Genomic DNA, 20,762 nt, shown 5'->3' with positions numbered 1-20,762 from the left:
TCTATTACCTTTGTCGCACACTAAAACGACTCGATCATAAGATAAGAACTTGAGGTATACATGACCATTAGCTTACCTAAACAATCTAAAATGCTGACTAAAGATTTTACCTTTGGTGTTGCTACTGCCGCTTTTCAAATTGAAGGGGCAAATACTACTGATGGTCGTCTACCCTCCATCTGGGATACTTTTTGCGCCACTCCAGGTAAAGTACTTAATGGTGATGACGGTTCATTAGCTTGTGACCACTACTATTTATGGAAAGAAGACATCGAACTCATCAGCAACCTTGGGGTTGATGCTTATCGTTTATCTATTGCTTGGCCAAGAATAATGGACAAACAAGGTCGCCCTAACGAAAAAGGCATTCATTTTTATCGTGAACTACTCAAATCGCTGAAAATCAAAGGCATCAAAACCTTCGTAACACTTTACCACTGGGATTTACCTCAACACCTTGAAGACAATGGTGGCTGGGTCAATCGTGATACTGCTTATCGTTTTGTCGATTATGTGAACCTTGCCACTCTAGAACTTGGCAAATGGGTGGATGCTTGGAGCACTTTTAATGAGCCATTCTGTTCTGCCATTCTTGGTTATGAATATGGTATTCACGCCCCTGGCTTGGCTTCTCCAAAATATGGCCGACAAGCAGCTCATCACATACTATTAGCACACGGGTTAGCTCTACCTGTTATCCAACAAAACAGCCCTCAGAGTCAGGTCGGCATCGTATTGAATATGAATCGTACCTACGCAGCATCCGCCAAAAGTGAAGATCAGTTTGCAGCACTAGTACGAGAAACATTAGATAACCAATTTTTTATTGAGCCATTACTCAATGGACAATACCCCAAACTTTTAGAAAAACTCTTGCCAGAATATCTGCCTACCGTACTGCCTGGCGATATGGAGATTATTTCGCAACCCATTGATTTTATAGGAATGAATTTCTACACCTGTAATCACAATGAATACGATGAAAAGACCTTATTCAAAGATGTTAAAAATCAACAGCAAGTGGAATACACAGACATCGGCTGGGAAATTGCGCCTCATGCCTTTAGTGAGTTACTGATCAACCTAAACAAGCAATATAATTTACCACCTATGTTTATAACCGAGAATGGTGCTGCTTGCGCAGATGAACTAATCAATGGTGAAGTAAATGATGACCAACGAGTTCGCTATCTCGATGGTCACATTAACGCCGTCAATGACGCCATTGAAGCTGGTGTGGACATTCGAGGCTATTTTGCCTGGAGCCTAATGGATAACTTTGAATGGGCAGAGGGCTATAGCAAACGCTTCGGTCTTTGCTACGTCGACTACAAAACCCAGAAGCGCACTATTAAGCGGAGTGGGCACGCCTACAAAGCCTTATTAGAAAGTCGTAAATAGTTTTTGAAAGGTATCTAAACTTAGCAATGTTCTTTTTAGTCAAAGCAGAAGAGCGTCCAACTTAATAAACAGATTGAGGGACTCTGACTCTTTTAATTAAACCGAATACTTATGACAACCTAGTCTCACATGCTTATCCCCTTGTAGGACTACCATCGGCATGGGGAGCGCCTACGGCGTATAAAGAGCCACTTCTGAGTTCGGGATGGGATTAGGTGGTTCAACAATACCCTTCGTTCAGATCCAATACAGCATGAGTCGCTGACGACGTCAGTGACGCAAGGCGTCGCGCTTGGATCGGATTATGTGAACAAGGAAGGTTTAACTTTCTTATAGACATAAAAAATCTTACAGACGTAAAAAAGCCCCGACCGTTTCCGATCAGGGCTTCTTAATTAAGATCTTGATAACGACCTACTCTCACATGGGATCTCCCACACTACCATCGGCGATGGCGCTTTTCACTTCTGAGTTCGGGATGGGATCAGGTGGTTCAACGCCTCTATGATTATCAAGAAAACTCGGATGTGCTCAGCACAAATTCGTTTACTTGCTATCTTTAACAATCAACTTTTGAAACAGCGATAATCAAGTATCAAACCGGAACCTCCAAGGATGGAGGAAATACTGAAAATTGTCTGGAACCATTTCAGTACTATCGTAAATTCTTTCTAGTTCACTCTGTTTTCTTCAGAGTTCTGTAAAACCACTTTGGTGTTATATGGTCAAGCCTCACGAGCAATTAGTATTGGTTAGCTCAACGCCTCACAACGCTTACACACCCAACCTATCAACGTCCTAGTCTCGAACGGCTCTTTAGGGGACTCAAGTCCCAGTGAGATCTTATCTTGAGGGAGGCTTCCCGCTTAGATGCTTTCAGCGGTTATCCCGTCCGAACGTAGCTACCCGGCAATGCCACTGGCGTGACAACCGGAACACCAGAGGTTCGTCCACTCCGGTCCTCTCGTACTAGGAGCAGCTCCTCTCAAATCTCAAACGTCCACGGCAGATAGGGACCGAACTGTCTCACGACGTTCTAAACCCAGCTCGCGTACCACTTTAAATGGCGAACAGCCATACCCTTGGGACCGGCTTCAGCCCCAGGATGTGATGAGCCGACATCGAGGTGCCAAACACCGCCGTCGATGTGAACTCTTGGGCGGTATCAGCCTGTTATCCCCGGAGTACCTTTTATCCGTTGAGCGATGGCCCTTCCATACAGAACCACCGGATCACTAAGACCTACTTTCGTACCTGCTCGACGTGTCTGTCTCGCAGTTAAGCGTGCTTTTGCCTTTACACTCTATGCATGATTTCCGACCATGCTGAGCACACCTTCGTGCTCCTCCGTTACTCTTTGGGAGGAGACCGCCCCAGTCAAACTACCCACCACACAGTGTCCTCGATCCCGATAAGGGACCTGAGTTAGAACCTCAAACATACCAGGGTGGTATTTCAAGATCGGCTCCACTAAAACTGGCGTCTTAGTTTCAAAGCCTCCCACCTATCCTACACAAGTAGGTTCAAAGTTCACTGTGAAGCTATAGTAAAGGTTCACGGGGTCTTTCCGTCTAGCCGCGGATACACAGCATCTTCACTGCGATTTCAATTTCACTGAGTCTCGGGTGGAGACAGTGTGGCCATCGTTACGCCATTCGTGCAGGTCGGAACTTACCCGACAAGGAATTTCGCTACCTTAGGACCGTTATAGTTACGGCCGCCGTTTACTTGGGCTTCGATCAAGAGCTTCGCCTAAGCTAACCCCATCAATTAACCTTCAAGCACCGGGCAGGCGTCACACCCTATACGTCCACTTTCGTGTTTGCAGAGTGCTGTGTTTTTAATAAACAGTCGCAGCCACCTGGTATCTTCGACCGACCAGTGCTTACGGAGCAAGTCCTTCACACCGGTCGGCGTACCTTCTCCCGAAGTTACGGTACCATTTTGCCTAGTTCCTTCACCCGAGTTCTCTCAAGCGCCTTGGTATTCTCTACCTGACCACCTGTGTCGGTTTGGGGTACGGTTCACACATATCTGACGCTTAGAAGTTTTTCCTGGAAGCAGGGCATCAACCACTTCGTCCAAAAGAGGACTCGTCATCAATTCTCAGCCTTCTCTAAAAGAGGGCGACCCGGATTTTCCTAAGTCACCAGCCTACAACCTTAAACGCGGACAACCATCGCCGCGCTGGCCTAGCCTTCTCCGTCTCTCCATCGCAATATGCATAAGTACAGGAATATTAACCTGTTTCCCATCGACTACGCTTTTCAGCCTCGCCTTAGGGGCCGACTCACCCTGCCCTGATTAACATGGGACAGGAAACCTTGGTCTTCCGGCGAGGGAGGTTTTCACTCCCTTTATCGTTACTCATGTCAACATTCGCACTTCTGATACCTCCAGGGTGCCTTACAGCTTCCCCTTCAACGGCCTACAGAACGCTCCTCTACCATGAAAACGCATCCTTAATACCACTTCTTCTGTCTCGCTTACCCTCCCTCTAATGAGAGGAACCGCTTTGCTCTCGTGCTTCGCACGTTCGCAAGCGTCTCGCTAAATAGCATTAAGTGATGCGTTTTCATCCGTAGCTTCGGTGTACAGTTTGAGCCCCGTTATATCTTCCGCGCAGGCCGACTCGACTAGTGAGCTATTACGCTTTCTTTAAAGGGTGGCTGCTTCTAAGCCAACCTCCTAGCTGTCTAAGCCTTCCCACATCGTTTCCCACTTAACTGTAACTTGGGGACCTTAGCTGACGGTCTGGGTTGTTTCCCTTTCCACGACGGACGTTAGCACCCGCCGTGTGTCTCCCGTGCTCATACTCATTGGTATTCGGAGTTTGCATGGGGTTGGTAAGTCGGGATGACCCCCTAGCCCAAACAGTGCTCTACCCCCAATGGCAATACACGAGGCGCTACCTAAATAGCTTTCGAGGAGAACCAGCTATCTCCGAGCTTGATTAGCCTTTCACTCCTATCCACAAGTCATCCCCGGACTTTTCAACGTACGTGGGTTCGGTCCTCCAGTTAGTGTTACCCAACCTTCAACCTGCTCATGGATAGATCGCCCGGTTTCGGGTCTATTCCCAGCAACTATACGCCCTATTAAGACTCGGTTTCCCTACGGCTCCACTACATGCTTAACCTTGCTACTGAAAATAAGTCGTTGACCCATTATACAAAAGGTACGCAGTCACGGTGTCACTCAAACTCCCTGCTTGATTTTTTGCGGTTGGCCTTGCTTCGCTAAGGCAACCATCAAGAAGCTTGAGTTGACACCGCTCCCACTGCTTGTACGTACACGGTTTCAGGGTCTATTTCACTCCCCTCACTGGGGTTCTTTTCGCCTTTCCCTCACGGTACTGGTTCACTATCGGTCAGTCAGGAGTATTTAGCCTTGGAGGATGGTCCCCCCATGTTCAGACAGGATAACACGTGTCCCGTCCTACTCGTTTTCATTCAAAAGGCGTTTTCGTATACGAGGCTATCACTCTCTACGGCCGCTCTTTCCAGAGCCTTCTACTAACACCAATTAAACTTAAGGGCTAATCCCCTTTCGCTCGCCGCTACTCAGGGAATCTCGGTTGATTTCTTTTCCTCCGGGTACTTAGATGTTTCAGTTCCCCGGGTTCGCCTCGTATGGCTATGGATTCACCATACGATACCCGCAAGCGGGTGGGTTTCCCCATTCGGACATGTTCGGATCACAGCGTGTTTATCCACTCCCCGAACCTTTTCGCAGATTACCACGTCCTTCATCGCCTCTGACTGCCAAGGCATCCACCGTGCACGCTTAGTCACTTGACCATATAACCCAAAATAGTTTTTTTAACATTCTAAGTGATACTTAGTCCGTCACTACTCTGAACTACATACCAACGCCGCTTTTGTCTCAGCATTGGATTTACGATCTTAGATTGTCGTCATTCTTAATCAGAAGGAAGTAAGATTAAGCACAACGCAATCCACCGGTTTGACGCTTGATTATCGTCTATTTCAAAAATTAAATTGTTAAAGAGCAAGTTTAGTGCAAAGCACTAAGTCAGATGCTTGATGATTCCATCAAACCTCTTGCTTAGAACTCTGTCTAATTCGCTTTAAGATAAGTAACCATGAGAACTCATGGCCATCAGATAATTTGTGTGAACGCTCACCAGAACTTTCATCGTTTAAGGAGGTGATCCAGCCCCAGGTTCCCCTAGGGCTACCTTGTTACGACTTCACCCCAGTCATTGACCACTCCGTGGTAACCGCCATCCCTAAGGTTAAGCTAGCTACTTCTGGAGCAATCAACTCCCATGGTGTGACGGGCGGTGTGTACAAGGCCCGGGAACGTATTCACCGTGGCATTCTGATCCACGATTACTAGCGATTCCGACTTCATGGAGTCGAGTTGCAGACTCCAATCCGGACTACGACGCACTTTATGGGATTCGCTTACTATCGCTAGTTCGCAACCCTTTGTATACGCCATTGTAGCACGTGTGTAGCCCTACTCGTAAGGGCCATGATGACTTGACGTCGTCCCCACCTTCCTCCGGTTTGTCACCGGCAGTCTCCTTAAAGTTCTCGGCATCACCCGCTAGCAAGTAAGGATAAGGGTTGCGCTCGTTACGGGACTTAACCCAACATTTCACAACACGAGCTGACGACAGCCATGCAGCACCTGTCTCAGAGCTCCCGAAGGCACCAAAGCATCTCTGCTAAGTTCTCTGGATGTCAAGAGTAGGTAAGGTTCTTCGCGTTGCTTCGAATTAAACCACATGCTCCACCGCTTGTGCGGGCCCCCGTCAATTCATTTGAGTTTTAACCTTGCGGCCGTACTCCCCAGGCGGTCTACTTATTGCGTTAGCTGCGCCACTAAGTCATTACAACCCAACGGCTAGTAGACATCGTTTACGGCGTGGACTACCAGGGTATCTAATCCTGTTTGCTCCCCACGCTTTCGCACCTCAGTGTCAGTATCAGTCCAGGGTGTCGCCTTCGCCACTGATGTTCCTTCCTATATCTACGCATTTCACCGCTACACAGGAAATTCCACACCCCTCTACCGTACTCTAGCCTGCCAGTATCCGGTGCCATTCCAAGGTTGAGCCCTGGGATTTCACATCAGACTTAACAAACCACCTACGCGCGCTTTACGCCCAGTAATTCCGATTAACGCTCGCACCCTCTGTATTACCGCGGCTGCTGGCACAGAGTTAGCCGGTGCTTCTTCTGGAGCTAACGTCAAAATACTTGGGTATTAACCAAGCACCCTTCCTCACTCCTGAAAGTGCTTTACAACCCTAAGGCCTTCTTCACACACGCGGCATGGCTGGATCAGGCTTGCGCCCATTGTCCAATATTCCCCACTGCTGCCTCCCGTAGGAGTCTGGGCCGTGTCTCAGTCCCAGTGTGACTGGTCATCCTCTCAGACCAGTTAGAGATCGTCGCCTTGGTAGGCCTTTACCCCACCAACTAGCTAATCTCACGCAGGCTCATCTAATAGCGGAAGGCTCAAAAGAGTCCCCTCCTTTCCCCCTAAGGGCGTATGCGGTATTAGCATGCGTTTCCACATGTTGTCCCCCTCTACTAGGCAGATTCCTACGCGTTACTCACCCGTCCGCCGCTCGTCGGCAAGAAGCAAGCTTCTCCCGTTACCGCTCGACTTGCATGTGTTAAGCCTGCCGCCAGCGTTCAATCTGAGCCATGATCAAACTCTTCAGTTAAAATCTTTTAACTAATTGCTCGAAAGCAAAAGTTTGCTTACTCAAACATCGAAACACTAACAATTACTTAATAAAGCGAATTGACGTGTTTGACTCTCGTAAGACTTCAAGTTTTCGAAGCCCCAGCGAGCGCCCACACAAATTATCTGATTATCTATTTTAAAGAGCGTCTGACTTAATATTGGATGTTTCGTTGTTCTGAAGAGCACCCCGTGTCAGCGGAGGCGTATATTAAGGATATACAGATTTTTAGCAAGCCATTTTTTCGTTTTTTTCGAGGTTTTGGTTACGTTTTTTCGTTCTGTACAAAGAATAAACAAAAAGACCTGTTATCCGTCAATAACAGGTCTTTTTAACGGCTTAACACCAATTTCCTAGTGATCAGGACTCACTAACGTTAGCCGCTTCTTTACGACGTTTCCATTCGTAAACCACCGCCAGCAAAATGGTGATGGTAATCATCACTAAACCTAAAGCGTTCACCGCAGGGGTTAGACCAGTACGCACTTTAGATGCAATATAAACGGTCAAGGTTGTGTCATAACCTTTCACAAACAAGGTCGTGTTATAGTTTTCGAAGGATTGCAAGAAGGCAATGGCAGCAGCCGAAAAGATCGCAGGCTTAAGGTAAGGCAAAAGAATGCGACGAAACGCTTGCCATTGTGTTGCCCCTAAACTCAACGCAGCATTTTCCAGCGTGCGATCAAAACGCTGTAGTCGCGCTAACACCATCAACATGACGTACGCTGCAATAAAGGTAGTTTGTGCAATCACGGTCAAAAAGACACCGCCACTCACGGATAACCCTTTCCAGAAGATCAGCGTAGAAATACCCACAATAACACCAGGTGTTAAAAGTGGTGACATCATCAGTGAATAAAGAAAGGTTTTTCCTTTACCTTGCACGGTCGATAAGAACAAGGCACAGCAAATCCCAATTGGCACGGCCACTACCAAGACGCCTGCAGCCACTATGATACTGGTCCACAATGCCTGCCACATGGCACCGTCTTGCGCCAAGGCCTCAAACCACTTAAGTGTTGCTCCACGCCATGGTGAAACCGTTGGAAAACGGCTGTCATTAAAAGTAGCCAACCCCATGATAATAAGTGGTGTAAATAGGTATAAGAAAAATACTCCGATATAAAAGCGAACACCAAATCGCATAATGCTTTCTGAACTCATCGTGCAATGTCTCCTAGGCCCACTTTAAACACACGCATTACCAAGGCAATAAAGCCAATACAGATAATCAACAATAAGAAGGCATAAGCAGCACCTTGATTCCAGTTACCACCTTCAAAGAACCAGTTGTAAATAATCTGTGTAAACCAACGACTACCAGGTGAACCTAGTAATGCAGGTACCGCGTAACTTCCAGCCGCCAGCATGAAAGTCATGATACAACCCGTCGCAATCCCTGGCTTGGCATGGGGAATAATGACTCGCCAATGAGTACGAATCCAACCTGCTCCCAAATTTCGCGCCGCTTTAATTTGATTGGTGTCTAAACTCTCAATAGCGTTGTAGATAGGAAAGATCATGAAAAGAATGTAGGCGTACACCATACCAATCAATACACCACCATCACCCGATAAGAAGCGAATAGGACGATCAATCAACCCTAAACCAAGCAACAATGCATTTAATGGCCCACGATAAGCCAAAATAATGTACCAAGAGAAGGTTCTTAGAATTTCGTTGATCCAAAATGGAATCACCAGTAATAAAAGGCACAAAGCAGCTTTTTGTGGTGTCGCCACTTTTGCTAGGTAATAGGCAATAGGGTAACTAACCATTAAAGTTAGTACTGTCACTAAAACACTAGACCAAATTGTCTTAAAAAAGATTTTCAAGTGGATTTGATTACTAAACAAGGTCTCATAGTTTACCAATGAGTAAACATCTTTCGGCCCACCCACTTCTGCTGGTAGCAAATTAGGACGGAACGAATAATCCACCATCAACAATTGCGGCAGTATCACAAGCGCAATCAACCAAATGGCAATCATTCCAATGATACCAACCGCTAGCCCACTACCGAAACGCGCGGTGAGTTGATTAAACATCGCCACCCCCAATCACCAATGCATCCTCAATCTGATAAGACAAGGTCAATGCCGCACCTTTGGTTAAGGAATCATCATATTGATGCGCCCCTAATTGAATATTCAGACTTTGCTGTTGAGAGGTTTTAGACAAGGTACTTAACGTTAAATAAGCCCCTTCAAAGTTAACTTCTTCAATTTCAACCTCAATACTCTGCATACCGCCTTCTGCTTGTAAACGAAAATGCTCAGGTCGGATGAATAAAGTAGCTTCATCACCAACTGACACAGAAGACTGAACACGACCTTTTAAAACACCCAATTCATCACAGCGAATGTCAGCAACACCATTATTAATTTGCTCAACTTCACCCTTAATCGCATTATTTTCACCGACAAAGGAAGCAACAAAAGCGGTTTTCGGGTCACGGTACAGGGTAATAGGATCAGCCACCTGCTGAATACGGCCCGCCGACATAACGGCAACACGGTCTGACATAGTCAGCGCTTCACCTTGGTCATGGGTAATGTAAATGAAGGTAATGCCCGTTTTACGCTGGATCTCTTTTAGCTCTGTGCGCATGTGCTGACGCAGTTTAAGATCAAGAGCGGAAAGCGGTTCATCTAATAATAAGACCTGTGGCTCAACAGCCAGAGCACGTGCGATCGCAATACGCTGCTTCTGCCCCCCTGACAATTCAGAAACTTTTTTGTGGCCACTACCTTCCAACGCAACCAATTCCAACAAACGATCAGAGGTTTTCTTACGCTCACTTTTCGAAACACCGCGGACCTCCAGCCCAAACTCTATGTTTTCAGCCACCGTCATCAATGGAAAGAGCGCGAGGTTTTGAAAAATCATCGAGGTTGGGCGCTTGTTTGCAGGTACACCAGCCATATCTTGCCCACCAATCTTGACACAGCCTTGTGTAGGGTCTAGAAAGCCGCTAATCATGTTCAAAATAGTGGTCTTACCACAACCAGAAGGGCCTAAAAAACTAAAGAACTCCCCTGACTCAATCTTTAAATCAGACTTTTGAATGGCTGTAAAATCACCAAATTGCATTACGACATTGTCTAAATGAACACTACTATCCATTGGTTCTCTCAAATATTAATCATTAATGTAAAAAAGCCCCTCGGAAGACAAATCTCTCCCGAGGGGCTTTAGCAAATCACTTAGGCAGATAGGTAACGGTCTTGATATTCGTTACGCAGGGCCACATACCAAGGCTCTTGGATAGGCCACCACCATAGGTTAGCAAGATCTTGCTGGGTGTAAGAATCTTTGAAGAACTGCTTAGTTGCTTCAGGCAGCAAGTCTGCCGCACCTTTTGAAGTCGAATTATAGCCTGTTGCTTTCACAAACATAGCACCCGCTTCTGGTGTGTAATACCAGTTGATGAATTCGTAAACCGAATCCACATTGTTAGCATTTTTAGGAATAACGAAGCCTTCCATCCAAGCCAACGCACCTTCTTTTGGCGCACCGTAAGCCACTGGTTCACCTTCAGACTTGAGTTTGAAAGCGGTACTATCCCAAGTTTGACCAATCACCGCACCATTGGCACGGAAAGCACCTTGCGCTTCGTTTTCTGTAGACCAGAACTGAGCAATCGACGCTTTATTTTCAACCGCCACTTTTAGAATGACATCGAAGTTAGCACGCATGGCTTTTTCGTTTTTGTAGGACTCTAGAAGTGGGTAAGGTAACTTACCAGCTTTTTCTAACCACAAGCCAATACCAACTAAAGCAGAATGGCCACGTACCGTCACACCACCAGCATTTTCAGGCTTCCATAGGTCACCGTAACTTAGGTTGTTTGGGTCAACATCTGCATATTGTGTGTTATAGGTAATGGCTTCTGTGCCCCAGTCCGATGGTGCAAAGTAACGTTTACCATTCACAATACCACCTACGTCAGAGCCTTCTAGAGCACTGTCAAGACAGCCGCTCCAATTGACACGTTTCACATCTAGAGGCTGGATTAGGTTATAATCAACATACCCTGGTACACGGTCAACAGTCGGCATAATGATGTCAAAACCAGTGCCATCTGTCGCTCGCAATGAATTCATTAATTCATCATTAGTACCGTATGGTGTAAAGGTAGCATTAATGCCTGTTTTGGCTTTGAAGTCCGCTAACATTTCATCCGTAATATAGCCAGCCCACGCATAGATACGTAGTTCTTTATTGGCTGCAATAGCGCGATTGATTGAGAATGGCGTAGCCGCAACAGCACCTGCAATAGAGGCACCTTTTACAAACTGACGACGTGAAAGGGTCATGCTCGAGCTCCTTTTTCATTAGTTGTTGTCATATTATCAAAACGGAAATAACACAAAAGTTCAATACTTATTAAACGAGTGTTTAATAATACTGATAACCTAACTTGTTATCGTGACGATTCAGTGACCATGTAAGTTATTGTGAAAAATAGCAATAAAAAATAGCAATATTGATATGCTTTTTGTCGTATACAATCATTTTTGTGTCGCTGTCAATTTATTGATTTCAGGTCCCCCAGAAAACATCTCATGCGAATCACCTTCCTTGTAGTCACAAAACGGTAACAAAATAAATTTAGTCTGACCGTCCTACCTAATATTTTGTAAAATGGGCTACTAATTGAAAATATCTAACGTCACGCGTACCACGACAATAAGTTACCTAATTATTGCTGTCATGCTGATTGCCTTATTACTATGGAGCTTAATGAAGTTTCGCAGTGCATTTTCAGAAAGCAATTCATACGCACAAGTATGGGAATATTCTGCTATTGATTTAAAACAACAAATTGAAAGTTACCTGTCTTCAGGTGAAGCATCAAAATTGCAATCTGCTCAAGAATTTATTCAAACGCAAATTACCCCAACCTTGAACACCCTACCTGCCCAAATCAAAGAACCTATTCAGGCACCATTGGCTGAAATTTTGAACAGCTTGGAATCAGACGTAAGAGCTGCGGGCAAATTAGCAGGCAGCCCTTTTGCTTTAATCGAAAATAATGAGCTGCAAACCTTACTATCATTGGATGCATTGGCGGATAAAATTGCTGAGTATCTTGAAACTAATGACTTAACTCAAGCGGCGCCCTACTTATCCAGCCAGGCTTATTTATATGCCGATTTAGCTCATGTCAGACGCGCCAAAGACGAATACCTTGCTAATACCACAGAAGACAATTTACAGCGTTTGCAACAAGCCCTTGAGCGTTTTAAAGATCACATTGCTGAATTTAATGCTTTACCTATTTTGGATTTAAAAAACAGTCAAACAACGGATGACGAAGACGATTTATCGGCTTTGATGGGCTGGGCATCCGAAGAAAGTGATGAGGCGACAGATCCATTAGAAGAGGTCAAAAGTGAACTCAACACATGGTCAAACCGTTATTTAAAAGATGTTCGTTCTAGTTTGGCTGGCATACAACAAGCGACCGCGGCACAAACAAAAATCCGCGGCCTAATTGAGCAACTTGAAAGCACATTAAAAGCAGGCACTAGCAGCATTCAACAAAGTGCCCAAAATACTCAGCTACAAACCCTAATTGCCTTTTCTCTTTTTGTCTTACTTATGATCATTACCACCATTTCGGTACATTTATTCACCAATAAAGTCGTGGTAAACAGTGCCAAAGATCTTTACAAAGCTGTAAAAGAATTGGTTGAACATCAAAATGTTCAGACCCTTAAAGTCGGTAAAGCCAAAAACGAATTGTCGGATGTGGCACATTATCTCAATCGCTATTTAGAACAAGTCAGCGTACAGAAACAACAACGGGATACAGAGCTAAGCAATATTTCTATCTCGCTAAATGAAATGCTCAATGCTTTTGCGCAAGTACACGAAATCAGCGTCAATTCCAAACAAGAATTGGACAATACACTGGGTATGTCAAACCAAGTAGAAGTCTTGGCCAACAAAGCCGAAGTTCGTGCACAAGAAGTGGCAAATTATGCACAAGAAACCAACACAGCTATGACACACAGTGTCGACCAAGCTGCCTCTCTTGCCAAAGCCAATGAAATCACCGTCGACCGCCTTAATAGTAGTCAGCATGCTCTGAAGAATCTTGAAAACTCGGTTTTAAATGCTTCAACCATTGTTGGTGGAATCAAGGACATATCGGAACAAACCAATTTATTGGCACTGAATGCAGCAATAGAGGCGGCTAGAGCGGGGGAACATGGAAGAGGGTTCGCCGTTGTGGCATCAGAAGTAAGAAGCTTATCGAATCGAACTCAACAGTCTCTAGAAGAAATAACACAAATTTTTGCCTCACTTACCAAGGCGACAGGCAAGCTAAAAAGCAATCTACAATTAATCGAAAAGTCTTCCACCGAGCAAATCAGCCTGACACAAGCTTTAGGACAGTCCGCACAAGATGTCTTGGAAAAATCTCAGCAATCGACTCATTTAGCCAACAAAGCCACAGGTTATGCAGCAGAGCAAAAAGCAGGCATGAGCAATTTAAATAACGCCGTTAGCAACATTCGCGAGCAAGCCAATGAATCAGAAGCCTTTATGTCTCGCGTGACGGACAATATCAAACAGAAGATTCAGGATATTACCACCACATTGGGTATTCACTGATGTTTGCTGAAACATCCATAAAAAAGTATTAAATATAAAAAATCCAGCCGCAGCTGGATTTTTTTATATCAACAAGAGAAACAAAAGCTTAGAACAATACGCGCGCTTTGATGGTGCCTTCAACCTGCTTCACTTTTTCCAATGCCAATTCACCTGTTTCAGAATCCACATCCATAACCATGTAACCTAACTTCTCAGTAGTTCGTAGATACTGACCTGTAATATTGATACCGTTTTCAGAAAAGATAGCGTTGATCTTAGATAACACGCCAGGACGGTTTTCATGAATATGCAGAATACGATGATCATCAGCTTGTGCAGGCAAAGCAACCTCAGGGAAGTTGACGGCTGCAATTGTGGTGCCCACATCAGAGAATTTAATCAGTTTCTCTGCCACTTCCACACCGATATTCTCTTGCGCTTCCATCGTACTACCACCAATATGCGGCGTTAGAATCACATTATCTAGACCACGCAATGGCGACTTGAATTCTTCGTCGTTACCTTTCGGCTCAACAGGAAACACATCCACTGCTGCACCCGCAAGATCTCCAGCTTTGATCGCTTCTGCCAAAGCATCCAAATCCGCAACTGTGCCACGAGAGGCATTAATGAAGATAGAACCCTTCTTCATATAAGATACCTCTTGTGCACCAATCATCATCTTAGTCGAAGCGGTTTCTGGTACATGCAAACTAATAATGTCGCTGGTGGCCAACAACTCTTTCAAACTTTTGATTTGGCGGGCATTACCCAAAGGCAATTTGGTAACAATGTCATAGAAACACACTTCCATACCCAAAGATTCAGCCAGTACGCTTAGTTGTGTACCTATACTACCGTAACCTATGATACCCAAACGCTTACCACGAGTTTCATATGAACCTACAGCCGATTTAATCCAACCACCACGATGACACGCTGCGTTCTTCGCAGGAATACCTCGCAATAATAAAATCAGTTGACCAAGTACCAGCTCAGCCACACTTCGCGTATTAGAATAAGGCGCATTAAAAACCACGACACCTTTCGCACTGGCCGCTTCTAGATCAACTTGATTAGTACCGATGCAGAAGCAACCAATCGCTGCCAATTTGTTAGCATGACTCAATACTTTCTCAGTCAATTGTGTACGAGAGCGAATGCCAATGAAGTGTGCTTCCGAGATTTTCTCGATCAATTCTTCTTCAGCTAAGGCTGTTTTGTGGTATTCAATATTGGTGTAACCCGCATCGTTTAGTGCATCCAATGCAGACTGATGGACACCTTCTAGTAACAAAATTTTAATCTTCGCTTTGTCTAATGAAGTGTTGCTCATGGCTCGTTCAATTTCTCTGTTTTAGGGTGGGGGAAAAATTAAGGCCATATGGTAACACAGAACATTCTTTGTCGTATTCAGAATACTAGAATGTGATTCATTATGATAAGAACAAAACTCATGAATAGTAGGTACCAGATACTCACCTGACACTTCAAGAAGATACCATCAAGTCTACTCACTTGTTAGACAGAGGCTTTGCGTTTTAAATAAACACCCGTTTCCACATGATGTGTATAAGGAAATTGATCAAACATGGCGTATCGCACCACTTCATGGGTGGTAAGCAAAGACTCCAAGTTAGTTTTCAATGTCTCTGGATTACAGGAAATGTAAAGAATAGAATCCACTTTACGAATCAATTCAATGGTCGCATCATCCAGTCCCGCTCTTGGTGGATCTACTAGCACGACTTCTGGCGACAAGGTATTCATACCAGCTTGCAGCAAGCTTTTAGGCAAGTCAGCATCACCATTCAACGCGGCTGACACATCTTCACTGGCCATTTTGACCACTTGCACGTTTTGCATACCATTGATGGCGATGTTGAGTTGTGCTGAATTGACAGACACCTTTGAAATTTCCGTCGCTACCACACGCTCAAATTGACGCGCTAGTGGTATCGAGAAATTACCATTACCACAATACATTTCTAACAAATCGCCACTCGTACTGTGCGTCACATCCATTGCCCACTCAAGCATTTTTTCATTGATGCCTGCGTTAGGTTGAGTAAAGCTGTTTTCCACTTGTTGGTAATGAAACTTCTGACCATTTACAGTCAAGGTTTCCATAACAAAATCACGAGTAAGCACTTGCTTACGTTTACGACTTCTACCGATAAAATGACAATTTGGAAAGGCTTTGTTTAACTCACGAGCAGCAGTATTCCATTCATCGTCAATTGGCTTGTGGTATAAGAGGCTGATTAAAGCTTCACCTGTCGTCGTGGTTAAAAAATCCACCTGAAAGAGTTTGTGACGCAGTACGGTGATATCACGAATCGCATCCAACAATTCAGGCATCAACTTATTGATCAGGGACGATGCTGCAAGAAATTGGTCTGTTCGAATCGGCGTTCTTGGATCCGCTGAGTCAAACATGGCATAAAATAAATCATCGCCATCGTGCCAAATACGAAATTCCGCACGCATACGATAATGACTCGGCGCACTTTCAAAGACCTCTAAAGGCGGCAATGGCAACCCTGCCATCAATTCGCTTAAGCTCTCTCGTTTATTAGCAAGCTGTATAGAATAGTGTTCAGGTTGAATTTGATCAGGTCTCATGACAGGCTCTCTAAGATAGCAATACGTAGCTGGCAAATCACATCAGCAATAATGGCGCGGCATTATACGAACTTATTACTGACAAATCTAATAAGCCTCAGTTCAAATATTGAGGTCCCAGTAAAATAACCATAGACAAGGTCAATGACCAAGCACCTTTATAATCTTCCTCAGCTTCATGGGTCACTTGGGGTTTTATCTGAGCACTAAGCCAATCTCGGTAAAATCGTCTTTCGTATTGCACAAAATATAGCACACTGTCAGATTCCAAACTGTGCTCACCAGATTGTAGGAAACTAAGCTGATAACTCAGGTTGTTTTTGTCGTCCAACACTTGGTAGGCAAACAGGTTTTCCCGACCAAAGAATTCACCTTCTTGATCCAGCCACACCACACTGAAGTCCGCACCATAATGATATTGCTCACTGGGATAAATCGTTGCCCCTATACCGTAACGAGCCCCCACCCCTTTAGAGTAATAAGCAAAGGCTTCTTGCTTTTGATACCAACTCCAGCCTTCATGACTGTATCCTTGATTGAAACGCAAACGCATAAAGGGGTCTAACGGAAAATCCACCAGTACCCCCATATCAAAATCAGAACCTAAATCATCACGAACAAATTGTATGGCAGCAGAAAAGCTGGTTTGCAATGCCGACGTTAATACCGAGTCTTGTTCAGAGGCCTCTCCGCGCTCACTTTCTGGTGCCAATGAATCGGCATTAGAACTGAGCTCTACCCGCAAACGCTTCTCGGTGTTAGGTAGTTTCATACGCGCTTTGAAATCAAAGAAACCGGTACTATCACCTTCCTTAAAAACAGGACCAAAGCGCATATGCACAAAGCTATCAGACTGACCATCACTGTCGTATCCCGACAAGAAGGCGTCCGTACTGTTAGACCAACGCCCTATCGTTCTCGAAAAACTGGTATGAGTGGTTTGCCACCAAGGACGCTCTTCCTCATCTGTAGCAGCGGTCACCGCTGGGTGTGAGTTAAGCATAGCTTCTTGACTAACATCCGCCTCTTGATTCACTAATTCGGCTGGCTGCTGTTGAGAATATGCATCCGACACACTTACTAAACCAGTCATAGTAACGATACAAAAATGCTTCGCTAGACGTAATGTCAAACTATCAGTCTCGCAACATTTGCTGAATCATCAAGGACGAGTTTTCAGCAGCGACTTTTAAGTATTCTTCAAAGCTTTGGGGGGACTCTTTGCCTGCAATGTCAGACAAAGCACGCACCACAACAAAAGGGGTTCCGAATTTATAACAAACCTGTGCAACCGCAGCCGCTTCCATTTCAACCGCCACCAGGTCAGGAAAAGTTTCACGCACTAATGCAACACGAACAGGATCGCTCATGAAACTATCACCTGTACCAATCAAACCCACTTTAGCGCCCGCTGTCGTCGCTTTTTCAAGGGCTCGTTTGGCTTTTTCTACCAAGGCCACATCCGCCAAATAAGCTTCTGGCATACTGGGCACTTGCCCCATAACATAACCAAATGCGGTAACATCCACATCATGATGAATAACACGGTCAGAAATAACCACATCCCCTACCTTTTGCTCAGCATCATAGCCACCAGCAGAACCAATGTTAATTACATAATCGGGTTTAAACTGAGACAAAAGTAAGGTGGTAGAAAGCGCTGCATTAACCTTACCAATACCAGACTTAAGCAATACCACTTGCTTACCTTCAAATTGGCCTGTGTAAAAATCACAACCGGCAATATTTTGCTCTTTAAGATTCGCCATCCACTGCTTGATGACTGCCACTTCCTCGTCCATTGCGCCAATTAGCCCGATTACGCTCATGAATACTCCTAATAAAATGATTTATCTGTTCGTCTGAATGGGGAGATTGTAATCTAACCAAAGCCACATTGTCTGGTCTGTGTTGCCAATCTTGAATGGTAAAAATACTTACCTTTGGAAATGCGGTAATCAGCTCAGTCAATAAATCGTTAGACTGAGGAGTTAACAGCACAATGACAGCCTCTGGGTGGTATGGCAACACTAGGTCGTAACTACTAAGATCTGTCAACCACTGAGTAGCGATATGTTGTCGCTCTAATTCATTATACCAAATAGCTTTCGTCACTCGACTACCGCCCACCATGAGCCAAGAACTCTCTGTATTTGGTTGGTAAAGCGGCATCACACCATCACGCTCTAAAGCCCGTAATAAAATTTGATACAAACTATAATCGAATGGACAACCTTGTAACTGGAAGACTTCCGATGGTTTGACCTCACTGAACACACTATTTACCCAAACAATAGGCAAGGCCTGCCTATCATGTTTTACTTGCAGAGTCTGGGTCATTTTCTTCTGGCCCGATGTATCCTGATCACACCCAATGAAAATCGCATCGTACTTCACTATGGTACTGGATTCTGTAAAGAAACTATCGGCCGATACAAATTTCTTCACTTTACACCCCAATCTTTGTAACGCATCACTGATCAACTCTGGATTTTGATAATCATTGGCCACCCAAGCCACCAGCTTATCTTGTGTAATGCGCTCTTGTGAAAGAGTCTCTTGCGCAACCGAAACATCACTCTGCTCGTACCAAGCCACAGGCAAATTAAACTGCAAAGCGTTATTGCGCAGTATCTTATATTGCGCACCTAAATTACTCGCCAGAGCCTTTACCATCCACATAAACAAGCTGCGGTTAGCCATGTCGTGCATAGCAACAATTTCCAACTCATTTGCCTTAGCCTGCATGGTCAAACGTCGTTCTGCCAAATCATTAGACAAAACCATCATAAAGATTAAACGCACCAAAGCTCGAATGTTTCTATCAACAGGCAATGTGCCGCTGGCAACACTTAACGGCACTTCCAACAAAGCCCGATTACCTTCCACGCTCATGGCTTTCATTACTGAAGCACTTTCTTGCGTCAATAAATCTCCAAATATGCAGTATTCTACTTCGTCATCTAATGTGCGAATATCGTCCAACACGGACAAAGTCAAACTCAGCCAGCCCTGAAATTGTGCCGTCTTAATATAGGTTGGTAATTGCGTCAAATACGCCAATTCACCCTGTAAAGTCTGAGTATCCACCTGCTTTTCAACCGCACTGGATAAAGGCTGTAATTGATCCAGCTGCCACATCAAACTGGTTTCTTTGGTGATGTTCCTACCCACCAGCAAAATACCACGGTAGCCATATTCATTATGATAAGAAAAAGCACGCCACTGATAGATACGCCCCAACCTGTCTATCGTCATTTCAAAGCTGCGCCCCACTGCACCTTTCAGCGCCTCTTGGATGCTCTGGTGGTAAGCAATGGGAAGAAAATCAAACAAGGTACGAGCACGCTCTGCCTCAGGGAAAATTTCTTTTGCTTCTTTGTTAAGCACTTGCAGCTCGGCCACTTCATTACAAAAGATAATGGCGCTATGTACGGATTCTGCGAGCAAATCAAACTGATCACCTTTGGCTTTGATTGCTGCGCGATATTGTTTACTTTGCTCTTCAATGGGTTGTAACTCTTTAAAATGTGTCTTTGCCTCTTTCTTACGATATACGGTTTGTTCCAAAGAAACGAATATCAACTTATTTATATAAAAGTTAACTAACCAGTTAAATGCGACCAAACACACTATAATGAAGCCCAAGAGCGGCCAAACTAAAACAAATATTTTTCTACCGGATGCTTCTCTTTGCTCCACCTCTAAAAGAAAATCGCCTTGCACAGCGGTCGCCAACGGAAAACTGTAGGTCAAAGTCGCAAAGACTTGCTCTCCATCATTCGACGTTTTTTCATCAAGTAAAACACGCCAATCAGTAACATCGTACAAACGAACCCCGGTCACTTCGACACTGGTCAGTAATTCATTGCCGAGGGTGAGATTATCATTTAGCGAAATATAACCGTATAAAAAACCCAGACTCTCTCCAGTAGCGGAGACAATTTTCTTTTTATACTGCAGTAGTACCTCATCATCTTCAGTAAACACTGCCGTCCAACGATTTAACAATGCCTTTTCTAATAACGGAGTAAAGCTAACTTGTGTAAAAAGACGAGCTCTTGGATCCATCGCAATACGATTATCTTTCCAAACGATATAAAAAAAGTCCAAACCGCCTGAAAACAACACTTCATGGTGACTAAACAATAAATCCAATTCTTGGCCTTCAGCATAATTTTGCGCCATTAACTCTTTGGCAATAAAACTCATTTCCGTCTCTGCACGAGCCAAATAAGAAGCCAATGTTTGTTCAACTATTTGGTGTTTCAAAGCCAGTGAAGTCATCTCGGCATTTCGCTCTAACAAAGTAGCAAAATATACAGTGCCGACCCCCAATAAGAGTAACAAACACAACATTATCAGTAATATTCTTTGTTTTAGACGATCTTTTAAACTCATT

11 protein-coding genes and 3 rRNA genes are annotated in these 20,762 nt (G+C 44.5%); 2 read left to right on the top strand and 12 right to left on the bottom strand.

Annotation, left to right across the window (positions count from 1 at the left end):
- Positions 1 to 60: 60 nt before the first annotated feature.
- On the top strand, positions 61 to 1,401 hold the full coding sequence (locus ABXS85_RS12485) for a GH1 family beta-glucosidase (protein ID WP_353666861.1): 1,341 nt from the start codon (positions 61 to 63) through the stop codon (positions 1,399 to 1,401).
- Between the two features lie 401 nt (positions 1,402 to 1,802).
- Here the strand turns inward: ABXS85_RS12485 and rrf are convergent.
- From rrf to ABXS85_RS12450, 7 genes are all read right to left on the bottom strand, one after another.
- A 5S ribosomal RNA gene (gene rrf, locus ABXS85_RS12480) occupies positions 1,803 to 1,917 on the bottom strand.
- Positions 1,918 to 2,122: 205 nt separating this feature from the next.
- Positions 2,123 to 5,201, bottom strand: a 23S ribosomal RNA gene (locus ABXS85_RS12475).
- A gap of 363 nt (positions 5,202 to 5,564) precedes the next feature.
- A 16S ribosomal RNA gene (locus tag ABXS85_RS12470) occupies positions 5,565 to 7,105 on the bottom strand.
- Together the 16S, 23S and 5S rRNA genes form the textbook arrangement of a ribosomal RNA operon.
- A 381-nt stretch (positions 7,106 to 7,486) precedes the next feature.
- Complete coding sequence (locus ABXS85_RS12465) at positions 7,487 to 8,290, bottom strand: ABC transporter permease (protein ID WP_353666860.1); 804 nt, start codon at positions 8,288 to 8,290, stop codon at positions 7,487 to 7,489.
- Positions 8,287 to 9,174 carry an ABC transporter permease gene (locus ABXS85_RS12460; protein WP_353666859.1) on the bottom strand — a complete coding sequence of 296 codons (888 nt, stop codon included), beginning with the start codon at positions 9,172 to 9,174 and terminating at the stop codon, positions 8,287 to 8,289. The genes ABXS85_RS12465 and ABXS85_RS12460 overlap by 4 nt, the downstream gene beginning before the upstream one ends.
- Positions 9,167 to 10,252, bottom strand: a complete 1,086-nt coding sequence (locus ABXS85_RS12455; protein WP_353666858.1) for an ABC transporter ATP-binding protein — start codon at positions 10,250 to 10,252, stop codon at positions 9,167 to 9,169. Before ABXS85_RS12455 ends, ABXS85_RS12460 begins: the two co-directional genes overlap by 8 nt.
- A gap of 80 nt (positions 10,253 to 10,332) precedes the next feature.
- Entirely contained in the window at positions 10,333 to 11,445 is a 1,113-nt protein-coding gene (locus tag ABXS85_RS12450; RefSeq protein ID WP_353666857.1) for an extracellular solute-binding protein, read from the bottom strand.
- 340 nt (positions 11,446 to 11,785) lie between these two features.
- Between ABXS85_RS12450 and ABXS85_RS12445 the strand changes: the two genes are divergently transcribed.
- On the top strand, positions 11,786 to 13,753 hold the full coding sequence (locus ABXS85_RS12445; RefSeq protein WP_353666856.1) for a methyl-accepting chemotaxis protein: 1,968 nt from the start codon (positions 11,786 to 11,788) through the stop codon (positions 13,751 to 13,753).
- Between the two features lie 88 nt (positions 13,754 to 13,841).
- Here ABXS85_RS12445 and serA read toward each other — a convergent pair whose 3' ends face one another.
- From serA to ABXS85_RS12420, 5 genes are all read right to left on the bottom strand, one after another.
- Entirely contained in the window at positions 13,842 to 15,071 is a 1,230-nt protein-coding gene (gene serA, locus ABXS85_RS12440; RefSeq protein ID WP_353666855.1) for a phosphoglycerate dehydrogenase, read from the bottom strand.
- 185 nt (positions 15,072 to 15,256) lie between these two features.
- Complete coding sequence (gene trmA, locus ABXS85_RS12435) at positions 15,257 to 16,360, bottom strand: tRNA (uridine(54)-C5)-methyltransferase TrmA (RefSeq protein WP_353666854.1); 1,104 nt, start codon at positions 16,358 to 16,360, stop codon at positions 15,257 to 15,259.
- Positions 16,361 to 16,457: 97 nt separating this feature from the next.
- The gene (locus ABXS85_RS12430; protein WP_353666853.1) at positions 16,458 to 17,492 is read right to left on the bottom strand and encodes a hypothetical protein; all 1,035 of its coding nucleotides are present in this window, start codon (positions 17,490 to 17,492) and stop codon (positions 16,458 to 16,460) included.
- Between the two features lie 4 nt (positions 17,493 to 17,496).
- Positions 17,497 to 18,189, bottom strand: coding sequence for a 5'-methylthioadenosine/S-adenosylhomocysteine nucleosidase (mtnN, locus tag ABXS85_RS12425; protein ID WP_353666852.1), 693 nt, complete (start codon positions 18,187 to 18,189; stop codon positions 17,497 to 17,499).
- Entirely contained in the window at positions 18,116 to 20,761 is a 2,646-nt protein-coding gene (locus tag ABXS85_RS12420; protein ID WP_353666851.1) for a hypothetical protein, read from the bottom strand. The genes mtnN and ABXS85_RS12420 overlap by 74 nt, the downstream gene beginning before the upstream one ends.
- Position 20,762: the final 1 nt, after the last annotated feature.

The sequence above is a fragment of the Marinomonas sp. THO17 genome (genome assembly GCF_040436405.1).
Taxonomy (GTDB): Bacteria; Pseudomonadota; Gammaproteobacteria; order Pseudomonadales; family Marinomonadaceae; genus Marinomonas.
Note: the sequence above shows the minus strand (reverse complement) of the source record. Positions and strands in the feature narration are given on the sequence as shown.

What these genes read in the sequence shown, in the direction of transcription:
- ABXS85_RS12485 (WP_353666861.1), top strand. Translation starts at nt 61, where the DNA reads ATGACCATTAGCTTACCTAAACAATCTAAAATGCTGACTAAAGATTTT.
- ABXS85_RS12465 (WP_353666860.1), bottom strand. Translation starts at nt 8,290, where the DNA reads ATGAGTTCAGAAAGCATTATGCGATTTGGTGTTCGCTTTTATATCGGA.
- ABXS85_RS12460 (WP_353666859.1), bottom strand. Translation starts at nt 9,174, where the DNA reads ATGTTTAATCAACTCACCGCGCGTTTCGGTAGTGGGCTAGCGGTTGGT.
- ABXS85_RS12455 (WP_353666858.1), bottom strand. Translation starts at nt 10,252, where the DNA reads ATGGATAGTAGTGTTCATTTAGACAATGTCGTAATGCAATTTGGTGAT.
- ABXS85_RS12450 (WP_353666857.1), bottom strand. Translation starts at nt 11,445, where the DNA reads ATGACCCTTTCACGTCGTCAGTTTGTAAAAGGTGCCTCTATTGCAGGT.
- serA (WP_353666855.1), bottom strand. Translation starts at nt 15,071, where the DNA reads ATGAGCAACACTTCATTAGACAAAGCGAAGATTAAAATTTTGTTACTA.
- trmA (WP_353666854.1), bottom strand. Translation starts at nt 16,360, where the DNA reads ATGAGACCTGATCAAATTCAACCTGAACACTATTCTATACAGCTTGCT.
- mtnN (WP_353666852.1), bottom strand. Translation starts at nt 18,189, where the DNA reads ATGAGCGTAATCGGGCTAATTGGCGCAATGGACGAGGAAGTGGCAGTC.
- ABXS85_RS12420 (WP_353666851.1), bottom strand. Translation starts at nt 20,761, where the DNA reads ATGAGTTTAAAAGATCGTCTAAAACAAAGAATATTACTGATAATGTTG.